The sequence below is a fragment of the Alsobacter metallidurans genome, from assembly GCF_014636935.1.
GTDB classification, from domain to species: Bacteria; Pseudomonadota; Alphaproteobacteria; order Rhizobiales; family Beijerinckiaceae; genus Alsobacter; species Alsobacter metallidurans.
Map to the genome: position 1 here is coordinate 1,234,923 of NZ_BMES01000002.1, position 12,611 is coordinate 1,247,533.

The window sequence follows — 12,611 nt, forward strand, 5'->3', positions numbered from 1 at the left end:
GCCCCGGAGGGCGCGCCCTGAGAGGACGCTTACTCGGCGGCCTCGGACGGCGGCAGTTCGTTGGCCGCCTTCTTGGAGTTGGTGAGCTCGACGTTGAGACCCAGCGACCGCATTTCCTTGACGAGAACGTTGAAGCTCTCCGGAATGCCGGCCTCGAAGGTGTCGTCGCCGCGCACGATCGCCTCGTACACCTTGGTGCGACCCGCCACGTCGTCCGACTTGACGGTGAGCATCTCCTGCAAGGTGTAAGCCGCGCCGTAAGCCTCGAGCGCCCACACCTCCATTTCGCCGAAGCGCTGGCCGCCGAACTGCGCCTTTCCGCCCAGCGGCTGCTGGGTGACGAGCGAGTACGGGCCGATCGACCGGGCGTGGATCTTGTCGTCCACGAGGTGATGCAGCTTCAGCATATAGATGTAGCCGACCGTGACCTTGCGGTCGAAGGTCTCGCCCGAACGGCCGTCATAGAGCGTCACCTGGCCCGACCGATCGAGACCGGCCATCTCCAGCATCTGCTCGATGTCGTGCTCCTTGGCGCCGTCGAACACCGGCGTCGCGATCGGAACGCCGCGGCGCAGGTTTTCGCCCAACGTCACGAGCCCGTCATCGTCCAGCGCCCGGATCGTCTCGTGGTCGCCGTAGACGTCGTTCAGCGTCTCCTTGAGCTGGCCGATGCTGTGGGCGCGCCGGTAGGCGTCGACCGCGTCGCCGATCTTCTTGCCGAGACCCGCACAGGCCCAGCCCATGTGCGTCTCGAGAATCTGACCGACGTTCATGCGCGACGGCACGCCCAACGGGTTGAGCACGATGTCGACGTGGGTGCCATCCTCCAGGAACGGCATGTCCTCGATCGGCACGATGCGCGACACGACGCCCTTGTTGCCATGGCGGCCGGCCATCTTGTCGCCCGGCTGGATCTTGCGCTTCACGGCGACGAAGACCTTGACCATCTTCATCACGCCGGGGGGAAGCTCGTCGCCGCGCTGCAGCTTCTCGACCTTGTCGAGGAACCGCTGCTCGAGACCCTTCTTCGCCTCGTCGTACTGCTTGCGCATGGCCTCCAGGTCGGACATCACGCTGTCGTCCGACACCGCGAACGTCCACCACTGCGACCGGGGAGACTGGTCCAGCGCTTCGCGGGTGATCTCGGACTCCTTCTTGAAGCCCTTGGGACCCGCGATGCCGAACTGGCCGACCAACGTGTCGCCGAGACGCGCGTAGACGTTGCGGTCCAGGATCGCGAGCTCGTCGTCACGGTCCTTGGCGAGCCGCTCGATCTCCTCGCGCTCGATCGCCTGGGCGCGCTCGTCCTTGTCCACGCCGTGGCGGTTGAACACGCGCACTTCCACGATCGTGCCCTGCACGCCCGGGGGTACGCGGAGCGAGGTGTCGCGGACGTCCGAAGCCTTCTCGCCGAAGATGGCGCGCAGCAGCTTCTCTTCCGGCGTCATCGGGCTTTCGCCCTTGGGGGTGATCTTGCCGACGAGGATGTCGCCCGCATTCACTTCCGCGCCGATATAGACGATGCCGGCTTCGTCGAGATTCTTCAGCGCCTCTTCCGACACGTTCGGAATGTCGCGCGTGATTTCCTCGGGACCGAGCTTCGTGTCACGGGCCATCACCTCGAACTCTTCGATGTGGATGGACGTGAACACGTCTTCCTTGGCGATCCGCTCCGACAGGAGGATCGAGTCCTCGAAGTTATAGCCATTCCACGGCATGAACGCGACGAGCACGTTGCGGCCGAGAGCCAGCTCGCCCAGCTCCGTCGAGGGGCCGTCCGCGATGATGTCGCCCTTGCGGACGATGTCGCCGACCGACACCAGCGGCTTCTGGTTGATGCAGGTGTTCTGGTTGGAACGCTGGAACTTCATCAGCCGGTAGATGTCCACGCCCGACTTCGACGGATCGAGGTCGTCCGTGGCGCGCACGACGATACGCGTCGCGTCCACTTGGTCGATGACGCCGGCCCGGCGGGCCGCAATTGCAGCGCCCGAGTCGCGCGCCACGATGGATTCCATGCCGGTGCCCACGAAAGGCGCGTCGGCGCGGACCAGCGGCACGGCCTGGCGCTGCATGTTCGAGCCCATGAGGGCGCGGTTCGCGTCGTCGTTCTCGAGGAACGGGATCAGCGCCGCCGCCACCGAAACGAGCTGCTTCGGCGACACGTCCATGTAGTCCACGCGGTCCACCGGCACCACGATGACGTCGCCGGCGTGACGCACCACGACGAGGTCCTCGGTCAGCTTGCCGGCGGCATCCACCGACACGTTGGCCTGCGCGACGTAGTGCTTCCCCTCCTCCATGGCGGACATGTAGACCACCTCGGAGGTGAGCTCGCCGTCCTTCACCTTGCGGTAGGGGCTCTCGATGAAGCCGTATTTGTTGACGCGCGCGAACGTCGCCAGCGAGTTGATCAGGCCGATGTTCGGACCTTCCGGCGTCTCGATCGGGCAGATGCGGCCGTAATGCGTCGGATGCACGTCGCGCACCTCGAAGCCGGCGCGCTCGCGCGTCAGGCCGCCCGGTCCAAGCGCCGATAGGCGACGCTTGTGGGTGATCTCGGACAGCGGGTTCGTCTGGTCCATGAACTGCGACAGCTGCGACGAGCCGAAGAACTCGCGCACGGCCGCGGCCGCCGGCTTGGCGTTGATCAGGTCCTGCGGCATCACGGTGTCGATGTCGACAGACGACATGCGCTCCTTGATGGCGCGCTCCATGCGCAGCAGGCCGACGCGGTACTGGTTCTCCATGAGCTCGCCCACGGAGCGCACGCGGCGGTTGCCGAGATGGTCGATGTCGTCCACCTCGCCCTTGCCGTCGCGCAACTCGACCAGCGCACGGACAACCGCGACGATGTCGGCCTTCCGCAGGATACGCACCGTGTCCTCGGCGTCGAGGTCCAGGCGCATGTTCATCTTTACGCGGCCCACGGCCGAGAGGTCGTAGCGCTCCGCGTCAAAGAACAGCGAGTGGAACATCGCCTCGGCGGTGTCGACTGTCGGCGGCTCGCCGGGGCGCATCACGCGATAGATGTCGAACAGGGCTTCCTCGCGGGCCGAGTTCTTGTCCACGGTGAGCGTGTTGCGAATGTACGGGCCGATATTGACGTGGTCGATGTCGAGAACCGGCACTTCGTCGAAGCCGGCGTCGATGAGCGCCTTCAGGGACTTCTCGGAGATCTCCTCGCCGGCCTCGGCGAAGATCTCGCCGGTCGACGGGTTCACCAGGTCTTCGGCGATGTACTGGCCGTACAGGTCCTCGTCCGTCGCGCGCAGGGCCTTCACGCCCTTCTCGGCGATCAGGCGCGCCGAACGCGGCGTGAGCTTCTTGCCGGCCTCGAGCACCATCTCGCCGGTGTCGGCGTCGACGAGGTCGTTGACGACCTTCATGCCCTTCATGCGCTCGGTGTCGAACGGCACGCGCCAGCCATTCTTCTCGCGCGTGAACGCGACGCGCTTGTAGAACGTCGAGAGGATCTCCTCGCCGTCCATGCCGAGCGCGAACAGCAGCGACGTCACCGGGATCTTACGGCGACGGTCGATGCGGGCGTACACGATGTCCTTGGCGTCGAACTCGATGTCGAGCCAGGAGCCGCGATACGGAATGATGCGGGCGGCGAACAGCAGCTTGCCGGACGAATGGGTCTTGCCCTTGTCGTGGTCGAAGAACACGCCCGGCGAACGGTGCATCTGCGAGACGATCACGCGCTCGGTGCCGTTCACGATGAAGGTGCCGTTCATCGTCATGAGCGGCATGTCGCCCATGTAGACGTCCTGCTCCTTGATGTCCTTGACCGACTTCGCGCCGGTGTCCGGGTCCACATCGAACACGATGAGGCGCAGCGTCACCTTCAGGGGCGCGGCGAACGTCATGCCGCGCTGGCGGCACTCGTCCACGTCATACTTCGGCGGCTCGAACGTGAACTTCACGAACTCCAGCAGCGACGCGCCCGAAAAATCGGAGATCGGGAACACGGACTTGAAGACAGACTGCAGACCTTCGTCGGGACGCCCACCCGCGGGTTCCTCGACCTGGAGGAACTGGTCGTACGACGCCTTCTGAACCTCGATGAGGTTCGGCATCTCCGCGACCTCGCGGATATGTCCGAAGAACTTGCGCACACGCTTCCGGCCGGTGAACGTCTGAGCCATCTCGTTCCTCACTCCTTCGGATCGGCCGCCCGCTCATCCCGGCATGGCCCGAGGGGGTCCCATGCCGAACGGCGCCGCCATCCGCAAAATCGGCCTTCCGGCCCTCAATTCGGTCCGTCGGCGCCGCTATGGCCTGAAGCCATGGTCGCCTCGACGGCAAGAAGGCCCCGGGGCGATAGGCCCCGGGACCAGATCGCAGCCTCAGGCTGCGACGAGACGTCCGCGTCGCCGAGGCGACGCGAAAATCACTTGAGCTCGACCTTGGCGCCGGCCTTCTCGAGCTGCTCCTTGAGCTTGGCGGCCTCCTCCTTCGAGACGGCCTCCTTGACGGGCTTCGGAGCGCCTTCGACCAGGTCCTTGGCTTCCTTGAGGCCGAGGCCGGTGATCGCGCGGACCTCCTTGATGACCTCGATCTTCTTGTCGCCAGCGGCGGCGAGAACGACCGTGAACTCGGTCTGCTCCTCGGCGGCCGGAGCGGCGGCGCCGCCACCAGCCGGAGCCGCAACCGCAACCGCGGCGGCGGCGGAGACGCCCCACTTCTCTTCGAGGAGCTTCGCGAGCTCGGCGGCCTCGAGAACGGTCAGGGACGAGAGCTCGTCAACGAGCTTGGACAGATCAGCCATAGTAGTCTTTCCTTGAAGTTGGTTTTCGAACCAGAAACTGGTGCGGGTTAGGACGGAACGGCCTTACGCCGCGTCTCTCTTGGCATAGGCTCCGAACACGCGGGCGAGCTTGGCCGCCGGCGCGGTGGAGAGCTGGGCGATCTTGGTCGCCGGGGCCTGGATGAGGCCGACGAGCTTGGCGCGCAGTTCGTCCAGGGAAGGCATCGTGGCCAGGGCCTTGACGCCGTCCGTGTTCAGAGCGGTCTTACCCATCGCTCCCCCAAGAATAACGAGCTTGTCGTTGGTCTTGGAGAAATCGACGGCGACCTTGGCAGCCGCTACGGGGTTGCTGCTGTAAGCCAGCAGCGTCGGGCCCTTCAACAGGTTCCCGATCGAAGCGACGTCCGTGCCTTCGAGAGCAATCTTGGCGAGGCGGTTCTTCGCGACCTTCACGGACGCGCCGGCCTGCTTCATCTGCGCACGCAGCTTCTGCATGTCGGCGACCGTGAGGCCGGCGTAGTGGGCGACGACGACGACGCTGGTCTCGTTGAAGACCGTATTGAGCGTGCCGACGAGCTCACGCTTAGCCGCTTTTTCCACGGGGCTCTCTCCGGTTGGCGGGGACAGAAGTCCCGCCGGTTGCTGAATGCCGCGTTCCGGGCGAGCCCGAGCCGCGACGCTTCCGACGTGCCTGTCCCCGGATCTGGACAGCCTTGCGGCGGCCCCTACCCGGTGTGAAGGTTCGAACCAACTCTGGGCCTTGCGGCCCCTCAACTGGTCTTCCCCGTCTGTGCAGGCTCGGGCACGTATTAAGCTCGCCGAGGCGAGCGCCTGCAGTCTCGGACAGGACATAGCCGGCTGAGGCCTGAGGGTTGCCCCTAGGCCCGCCGGCCGTTCCAACCGGTCACCCGGTTGGAAACACGAACGCGCGAAACTTGCCCAAAGGCATGATCCGCGCGAGATGTCTGGAACTCATGCGGTTCCAATAGACGCTTAATTCTCTCTTGCCAAGCCCGAAAGGCGAAAATCTGTACGCGTTCCACAGTCCGCCCGCGGCAGGGAGCCGCAGGCCTGACGTCACAGGGCGCACTGGGCCGGAGCCTCGGCGTCAAGCTTCGGTTATATAGGCAGGCAGTCTGGCCGCGCGCCTTCGTGATTCTACCGATCGGCGCCAACACGGAAAACCACGTGCTTCGTCGTACCGGCCGCCTCGCGCTTTTTCTGCTGCTCGCCCTTGCGGTTCTGGGTCTCGGCGCCTGGGGCGCCTTGGCGCTCTGGTTCCGCGCGCCCGGCCCCGAACTCGTTCGCGGGGCGCTGGCCGTTCTCTGGGCGGCGGCGTTGCTCGCCATTCTGGCCGGCTTGTTCACTGTGCGGCGCAGGCAGGCGGCCGTCGCATTCGCGGCATGCGCCATTGGACTCATCGGCTGGTGGCTGACGATCCGCCCCTCCAACACTCGCGACTGGACGCCCGACGTGGCGCGAACCGCGCATGGAGAGATCGTGGGCGACAGGCTCACGGTCCACGATGTGCGCAACTTCCGCTGGCGCAGTGATACGGATTTCGACCAGGCTTGGGACACGCGGTCGTTCGACCTCGGCAAGCTCGAGGGAGCTGACCTGTTTCTGTCCTACTGGGCCGGCGAAGCCATCGCGCACGCCATCGTGAGCTTCCAGTTCGCGGACGCCCCTCCCCTCGCGTTCTCCATCGAGATCCGCAAAGAGCGAGGCGAGGACTACTCGGCGATCGCGGGCTTCTTCAAGAGCTACGAGCTCGCGTTCATTGCGGCCGACGAACAGGATGTCGTCAAGGTCCGGGCCACGGCCCGCGGCGAGGACGTAAGGATCTACCGGCTCGACATACAGAAGGCGACCGCGCGGACGTTGATCGAGCGCTATCTCGCGGCGGCGAACCGGGCCTATGCCGAGCCCGAATGGTACAACACGTTCACGACCAACTGTACGACCGTGATCTTCGGCATGGCTCGCGTCATGGATCCCGGCATCCCGATGGACTGGCGCGTGCTTCTTTCAGGCTACCTGCCGGGCTACCTTTACGAGCACGACTTTCTCAGCCGGAAAGTCTCACTCGAACAGCTCGTCTCTGCCGCCCACATAGGGCCGCGCGCGCCGGGCCCCGCCGACGATCCGGGGTTTTCGGCCCGGATCAGGGACGGCGTTCCCACGCCATAATCAGACCCGCTCGATTTTCTTCACTGGTCCGCGCGGGCGGCCAGACTTCTCGGCGATCTCGCGATCCTGCGCCTCGATGGCGGCCCGGATGTCGCGGTCGGCGTCGAGGCTCGCCACCATCTCGCGCGGGATGCGGCGGTTGGAGCTGCGGGAGCCGTCCTCGTACAGCACGTTGAACAGCACGAATTCGGACTCGGCGGTCTTTTTACTTTTCTTCGCCATGATGCGGCCCTTTCGGAGTTTGGGGATGAAGTGATTGTGGCGCGCCGCCCGAAAAAGAAAGGCCCCGCCGAAGCGAGGCCTTCCTCCATCCGGTGTGCGTCGCGACTCAGGCGTTAGCCTGGGCGCCGCTGCTGATCACGGTCGACGGCTCGATCTTCACGCCCGGGCCCATGGTCGACGAGATCGCGATGCGCTGCACATAGGTGCCCTTGGCGCCCGCCGGCTTGGCGCGCGACACGGCGTCCGCGAAAGCCTTGATGTTCTCGACGAGCTTGTCGGCGTCGAACGAGGCCTTGCCGACGCCGGCATGCACGATCCCGGCCTTCTCGACGCGGAACTCGACGGCGCCGCCCTTGGCGGCCTTCACTGCGCCGGCGACGTCGGGGGTCACGGTGCCAACCTTCGGGTTCGGCATCAGGCCGCGCGGGCCCAGCACCTTACCGAGGCGGCCGACGAGCGGCATCATGTCCGGGGTCGCGATGCAACGATCAAAGTCGATCTTGCCCGAGTTGATGATCTCGACGAGATCCTCGGCGCCGACGATGTCGGCTCCCGCAGCCTTGGCCTCATCGGCCTTGTTGCCGCGCGCGAACACGGCGACGCGGACGTCGCGGCCCGAGCCGTTCGGCAGGTTGCAGACGCCGCGAACCATCTGGTCGGCGTGGCGCGGATCGACGCCGAGGTTCATCGCGACCTCGATCGTCTCGTCGAACTTGGCCGTGGCGCGCTCCTTGAGCATCTTCACGGCGTCGGCGATCGGGTACAGCTTGACCCGGTCGATGCCCTCACGGGTGGCGCGGATGCGCTTGGCGATCTTCGGCATGATTAACCCACCACCTCGAGGCCCATTGAACGGGCGGAACCCTCGATCATCGCCATGGCCGACTCGACCGTGTCGCAGTTGAGGTCCGGCATCTTCTTCTCGGCGATCTCGCGGATCTGCTCCTTCGAGACCTTGCCGATGAAGCCGCGGCCAGGGGTGCGATGGCCAGAGGCCGGCTTCTTGCCGATCTTCAGGTTGGCGGCCTTCTTCAGGAAGAAGGTAACCGGCGGCTGCTTCATCTCGAACGTGAAGGAGCGATCCTGATACGCGGTGATGATCACCGGGATCGGGGTGCCCTTGTCCATCTGCGCGGTGCGCGCATTGAACGCCTTGCAGAATTCCATGATGTTCAGGCCGCGCTGACCCAGCGCAGGACCGATCGGGGGCGACGGATTCGCCGCGCCGGCCGGCACCTGAAGCTTCACGTAGCCCGTGATCTTCTTCGCCATGATGGCTGCTCCTCGGAAGGCCGGCGAACCTCTTCAGGAAACGCCGGCTGGCGCGGCAGGCCTGTCGCCCTTCCGCGCCGGGTTTGCAGATTGCGGTGCGGCATGAACTCCCGGTGGCGACCGGGCATGCCTCCCGCAGTGGAAAGCCCCGACACGAGGCCGGGGCTGCGTCTCCCTATCCGAAATCGGTCCGCGGAGCAAGCGCATCGAAGCGTCCGGGACAGCGCACGCAACCTCTCTCGTTCACTTGATAAATATCATAAATCAGCGAAGGTGCGCCTCTCGCAGGATGCCGAGAGGTCGATATGGACAAGTCACGTTTCAAGGTTGCGATAGGCGCGCTGGGGTTTTTGGCTTGCGCGCTGGCGAGCCCCGTTTTTGCCAAGACATACACCTTCACCAATGCGGGTCCCGCTTTCCCGATCACCATTCCGGATGGCTGGAAAGTGTCGCCGTCCAAGAGCGGCATCGAAGTCGCCACCCCTGACAGCGAGATCATCTTCTGGGTGCAGGGCCTTGCGCCCGAGAAGGTCGACGCCGCGATGGATGAGTACATCGCGTACTTCAAGGGTCAGGGCGTCACCACGTCGGAACAGATCGAGAAGACCACCGAAACCGTCAACGGCGTTTCGGTGCTGGACATGAACGTTCCTGCGAAGTGGAAGGGCGCTCCGACTGTTGTTCGCTTCTTCATGGTCGGCGTTCGGCCGGGCGTAAACAAGGTCGTGCTGCTCGGTTACTGGGCCTCGCCCGAAGCGGACAAGGCCCGTTCGGCCGAAATGGGGCAGATCCTCACGGATATCGCACGCCCCTGAACGGCGGCATTTGAAATTGCGACCCGAAACTCGGCGCAGCAGGCGCGCTGAACCGACTAGATCTTTCCCAAAAGACGAAGGGCGTCCCTCTCGGGACGCCCTTCAATGCTTGTGTGATCAGGCGGTCGTCAGACTTTCTCGACTTGCGCGTATTCGAGCTCGACCGGAGTTGCGCGGCCGAAAATCGACACCGCGACCTTGAGGCGGGCGCGGGTCTCGTCCACTTCCTCGACGACGCCGTTGAACGACGCGAACGGTCCGTCCGACACGCGCACCTGCTCGCCGACCTCGAACGCCACAGAGGGCTTTGGACGCTCGACGCCGTCGGCGACTTGGCCTTTGATCCGCTCGGCTTCCCGGTCCGGAATTGGCATCGGCTTCTTGTCGGTGCCCAGAAAGCCGGTCACCTTCGGGGTGTTCTTGATGAGGTGGTAGACCTCGTCGGTCATGTCGCACTTCACCAGCACATAGCCGGGAAAGAACTTGCGCTCGGTGTCGATCTTGCGACCGCGCCGAACCTCCACGACCTTCTCGGTCGGGACCATCACCTCTTCGAACTTTTCGTCGAGATGGCGCTGTGCCGCCTGGTCCCTGATGGACTGCGCGACCTTGTTCTCGAAATTCGAGTAGGCGTGGACGATGTACCAGCGCATAGCCATGGCGCGCGTCTCTCCAAATGGCGTACCGGGCGGCGAGGGCCGCGCGCCGGCAGTGTCGTTTTTAACGTCCCACGCCGAGCACGAGCCCGACGACCCAGCGGATCACAGTGTCTGACAGCAGAAAGAACACGCTCGCGACCACGACCATGAGGAACACCATGCCGGTGGTCACCAGGGTCTCCTTGCGGGTCGGCCACGTAACCTTAGAGGCCTCTGAACGGACCTGCTGGATGAACTCGAAGGGGCTCGTCTTGGCCATCACCACCACCGAAGCGTCAGACGGCTACGCCGCCACGTTCTCCCGACCAAGCGCCCGGGGGCCGGCTGGCCCTGTTCTACCGACACGATCTTGGGAAGACCTGAGGCATTAGGCCAAAGCGATGGAGGGGTCAAGGGAGTCCAACTTCGGCCGATCCAATCGAAACGGGTCATGAGAGCTGCATTGCGCTATATCTCTTATCAATTGTGAAACTTGATTTAGATAAAACGAAAATACGCCGCCGTGTGGTTGTCGTTGCGAGCCTCAGACCAATGTTATCCAGATCCGTACATCGTTTCGTCGTGCAACGAGACATCGCCTTGCAGGACAGAAAAGCGTTTCGTCGGACTCTGACCACGATCTGGGCCTTGCAAGGGCTGGCCTTTCTCGCGGGTTTGGCTTTGCTGACCAGCTGCAATATCGCGTTCGACTGGCCTGCCGCGCTGAACCAGAATGTCCTGCTGATCGCTCTGTGCGCCCCCATTGCTCTTTTCTACTGCACTGTGAGGTTCGAAGGCCGAATTGCCTCAGGATTGGGAACGTGGGTTTTCATCATGGCTTTCCCAATGGCGTTCGCCCCTCTGAGCTATGCCACTACGGCGCTGGCCGGCGGCTCGCATCTCTGGGATGGCCAACTCGCGACCTGGGACAAATCGATTGGATATGATTGGCTTGCCGCTCTCGCCTTTGCGGATCGTCACCCAATGGTTGCTGCGCTGCTGCGCACCCCCTATCTGTCTATAATAGATCAGTGCCTGGCTCTCATCGTGCTGCTCACGTTGAGAGCGGAATACGAGCATGCACAAAAGCTATGCTTGGCCGTTACGATGGCGCTGACGGCGTGTATCGCAACCTCCGCGTTCATGCCCACGGTGGGAGTCTACACGTACTTCAACCTGCAGCCGGACCAACACGCCAACATCGCCCTTGCGACGACGACGCGCGAGGGCGCCCACGTCATGGCGCTGCGGGACGGCTCCTTCGCCAAGTTCAGCTTTCAGAGCGCTATGGGGATCCTCACGTTCCCCAGCTTCCACGCGGTCCTTGCCGTTCTCTTCGCGTGGTCGGGTTGGCGGATCCCCGGTTTGCGCTGGGGGTTTGCAGCCTTGAATGGCGGGATGCTCGCCGCAACCCCCCTCCATGGCGGCCATTACCTGGTTGATGTTCTGGCAGGCGGCAGTATCGCCGTCGTTGCAATCTATTTTTCGGAAAAATTGCGATCTTGGATCGGCGCTGACGCAGCTTCAGTAAGCGCCACCTGCTCAGATCCGCTCGCCGCCCATGCGGGGCGCTGATCCGGCATTCTCATGCTCGGACCCATCGAAAAGCCCCCGGACGCGTTGGCGGCCGAGGGCTTTCGAAGATGGCAGGGGCTGAGGGACTCGAACTCTCGACCTGCGGTTTTGGAGACCGCCGCTCTAACCAGCTGAGCTAAGCCCCTATGCGGGCGCGCGAGGCGTCCACGGCGTGTGAATGCCAAATCCTCGCTCCGAGTGCAAGAGGGCGCCCCACGTTTTTCGACGCGCCGGAAACGCAGAAGGGGCGCCGGTACGCCCGACGCCCCTCCCCGTTCAGTTTGAAAAAGCTGCTTACGCGATGATGGTGGCCACCACGCCGGCGCCGACGGTGCGGCCGCCTTCACGGATGGCGAAGCGCAGCTTCTCCTCCATGGCGATGGGCGCGATCAGCTCGACTTCCATGGTGACGTTATCGCCCGGCATCACCATCTCGGTGCCCTCGGGCAGCTTCACCATGCCGGTCACGTCCGTGGTGCGGAAGTAGAACTGCGGCCGGTAGTTGGTGAAGAACGGGGTGTGGCGACCGCCCTCCTCCTTGGTCAGGATGTAGGCTTCGGCCGTGAACTTCGTGTGCGGCTTCACCGAGCCGGGCTTGGCCAGAACCTGGCCGCGCTCGACCTCCTCGCGCTTGGTGCCGCGCAGCAGGCAGCCGACATTGTCGCCCGCCTCGCCCTGGTCCAGCAGCTTGCGGAACATTTCCACGCCCGTGACCGTGGTCTTGATCGTCGGCTTCAGGCCGATGATCTCGATTTCCTCGCCGACCTTCACGACGCCGCGCTCGATGCGCCCCGTCACCACGGTGCCGCGGCCCGAGATCGAGAACACGTCTTCCACCGGCATCAGGAACGGCTGGTCCTTGGGACGCTCCGGCTGCGGGATGTAGCTGTCCACGGCCTGCATCAGCTTCAGGATCGCGTCATGGCCCACGGCCTTGTCGCCGTTGTCCAGCGCCACCTTGGCCGAGCCCTTCACGATCGGGATGTCGTCGCCCGGGAAGTCGTACTTCGACAGAAGCTCGCGCACTTCCATCTCGACGAGTTCGATGAGCTCCTCGTCGTCCACCAGGTCGACCTTGTTCATGAACACCACCAGCGCCGGAACGCCGACCTGGCGGGCGAGCAGGATGTGCTCGCGCGTCTGCGG

At 64.3% G+C, this 12,611-nt stretch carries 12 protein-coding genes and 1 tRNA gene; 3 read left to right on the forward strand and 10 right to left on the reverse strand.

Annotated elements, in window-relative coordinates; genetic code table 11:
- Nucleotides 1-29 precede the first annotated feature (29 nt).
- From rpoB to rplJ, 3 genes are all read right to left on the reverse strand, one after another.
- Nucleotides 30-4,151 (reverse strand): DNA-directed RNA polymerase subunit beta, encoded by a 4,122-nt coding sequence (gene rpoB, locus IEV99_RS16180; protein ID WP_188518780.1) that lies wholly within the window; start codon nucleotides 4,149-4,151, stop codon nucleotides 30-32.
- Nucleotides 4,152-4,396: 245 nt separating this feature from the next.
- Nucleotides 4,397-4,774 carry a 50S ribosomal protein L7/L12 gene (rplL, locus tag IEV99_RS16185; RefSeq protein WP_188518781.1) on the reverse strand — a complete coding sequence of 126 codons (378 nt, stop codon included), beginning with the start codon at nucleotides 4,772-4,774 and terminating at the stop codon, nucleotides 4,397-4,399.
- Nucleotides 4,775-4,837: 63 nt separating this feature from the next.
- Nucleotides 4,838-5,353, reverse strand: coding sequence for a 50S ribosomal protein L10 (gene rplJ, locus IEV99_RS16190; RefSeq protein WP_188518782.1), 516 nt, complete (start codon nucleotides 5,351-5,353; stop codon nucleotides 4,838-4,840).
- A 588-nt stretch (nucleotides 5,354-5,941) separates the two neighbouring features.
- Between rplJ and IEV99_RS16195 the strand changes: the two genes are divergently transcribed.
- A complete protein-coding gene (locus tag IEV99_RS16195; protein ID WP_188518783.1) occupies nucleotides 5,942-6,943 on the forward strand; it encodes an Lnb N-terminal periplasmic domain-containing protein in 1,002 nt (333 codons plus the stop codon).
- On the opposite strand, the gene IEV99_RS16200 is transcribed toward IEV99_RS16195, so the two are convergent.
- The 3 genes from IEV99_RS16200 to rplK all read right to left on the reverse strand — a co-directional run bounded on the left by IEV99_RS16200 (nucleotide 6,944) and on the right by rplK (nucleotide 8,437).
- Nucleotides 6,944-7,165, reverse strand: a complete 222-nt coding sequence (locus IEV99_RS16200) for a hypothetical protein (protein ID WP_188518784.1) — start codon at nucleotides 7,163-7,165, stop codon at nucleotides 6,944-6,946.
- 106 nt (nucleotides 7,166-7,271) lie between these two features.
- Nucleotides 7,272-7,988, reverse strand: coding sequence for a 50S ribosomal protein L1 (gene rplA / locus IEV99_RS16205; protein ID WP_188518785.1), 717 nt, complete (start codon nucleotides 7,986-7,988; stop codon nucleotides 7,272-7,274).
- Nucleotides 7,989-7,990: 2 nt separating this feature from the next.
- A complete protein-coding gene (gene rplK / locus IEV99_RS16210; protein WP_188518786.1) occupies nucleotides 7,991-8,437 on the reverse strand; it encodes a 50S ribosomal protein L11 in 447 nt (148 codons plus the stop codon).
- A 305-nt stretch (nucleotides 8,438-8,742) separates the two neighbouring features.
- On the opposite strand from rplK, the gene IEV99_RS16215 reads away from it, so the two are divergent.
- The gene (locus tag IEV99_RS16215) at nucleotides 8,743-9,252 is read left to right on the forward strand and encodes a hypothetical protein (protein ID WP_188518787.1); all 510 of its coding nucleotides are present in this window, start codon (nucleotides 8,743-8,745) and stop codon (nucleotides 9,250-9,252) included.
- Nucleotides 9,253-9,380: 128 nt separating this feature from the next.
- Here IEV99_RS16215 and nusG read toward each other — a convergent pair whose 3' ends face one another.
- Together nusG and secE are read right to left on the reverse strand one after the other, a co-directional pair.
- Entirely contained in the window at nucleotides 9,381-9,911 is a 531-nt protein-coding gene (gene nusG / locus IEV99_RS16220; RefSeq protein WP_188518788.1) for a transcription termination/antitermination protein NusG, read from the reverse strand.
- Between the two features lie 61 nt (nucleotides 9,912-9,972).
- Nucleotides 9,973-10,170, reverse strand: coding sequence for a preprotein translocase subunit SecE (gene secE, locus IEV99_RS16225; protein ID WP_188518789.1), 198 nt, complete (start codon nucleotides 10,168-10,170; stop codon nucleotides 9,973-9,975).
- Nucleotides 10,171-10,490: 320 nt separating this feature from the next.
- Here secE and IEV99_RS16230 point away from each other — a divergent pair, with 320 nt between their 5' ends.
- Nucleotides 10,491-11,465, forward strand: coding sequence for a phosphatase PAP2 family protein (locus IEV99_RS16230; RefSeq protein WP_188518790.1), 975 nt, complete (start codon nucleotides 10,491-10,493; stop codon nucleotides 11,463-11,465).
- A 69-nt stretch (nucleotides 11,466-11,534) separates the two neighbouring features.
- Here the strand turns inward: IEV99_RS16230 and IEV99_RS16235 are convergent.
- Nucleotides 11,535-11,611: transfer RNA gene (locus tag IEV99_RS16235), tRNA-Trp, on the reverse strand.
- A gap of 148 nt (nucleotides 11,612-11,759) precedes the next feature.
- Nucleotides 11,760-12,611: elongation factor Tu (locus tag IEV99_RS16240; RefSeq protein WP_188518791.1), on the reverse strand; the 852-nt coding region annotated here is incomplete at its 5' end.

What these genes read in the sequence shown, in the direction of transcription:
- rpoB (WP_188518780.1), bottom strand. Translation starts at nt 4,151, where the DNA reads ATGGCTCAGACGTTCACCGGCCGGAAGCGTGTGCGCAAGTTCTTCGGA.
- rplL (WP_188518781.1), bottom strand. Translation starts at nt 4,774, where the DNA reads ATGGCTGATCTGTCCAAGCTCGTTGACGAGCTCTCGTCCCTGACCGTT.
- IEV99_RS16200 (WP_188518784.1), bottom strand. Translation starts at nt 7,165, where the DNA reads ATGGCGAAGAAAAGTAAAAAGACCGCCGAGTCCGAATTCGTGCTGTTC.
- rplA (WP_188518785.1), bottom strand. Translation starts at nt 7,988, where the DNA reads ATGCCGAAGATCGCCAAGCGCATCCGCGCCACCCGTGAGGGCATCGAC.
- rplK (WP_188518786.1), bottom strand. Translation starts at nt 8,437, where the DNA reads ATGGCGAAGAAGATCACGGGCTACGTGAAGCTTCAGGTGCCGGCCGGC.
- IEV99_RS16215 (WP_188518787.1), top strand. Translation starts at nt 8,743, where the DNA reads ATGGACAAGTCACGTTTCAAGGTTGCGATAGGCGCGCTGGGGTTTTTG.
- nusG (WP_188518788.1), bottom strand. Translation starts at nt 9,911, where the DNA reads ATGGCTATGCGCTGGTACATCGTCCACGCCTACTCGAATTTCGAGAAC.
- secE (WP_188518789.1), bottom strand. Translation starts at nt 10,170, where the DNA reads ATGGCCAAGACGAGCCCCTTCGAGTTCATCCAGCAGGTCCGTTCAGAG.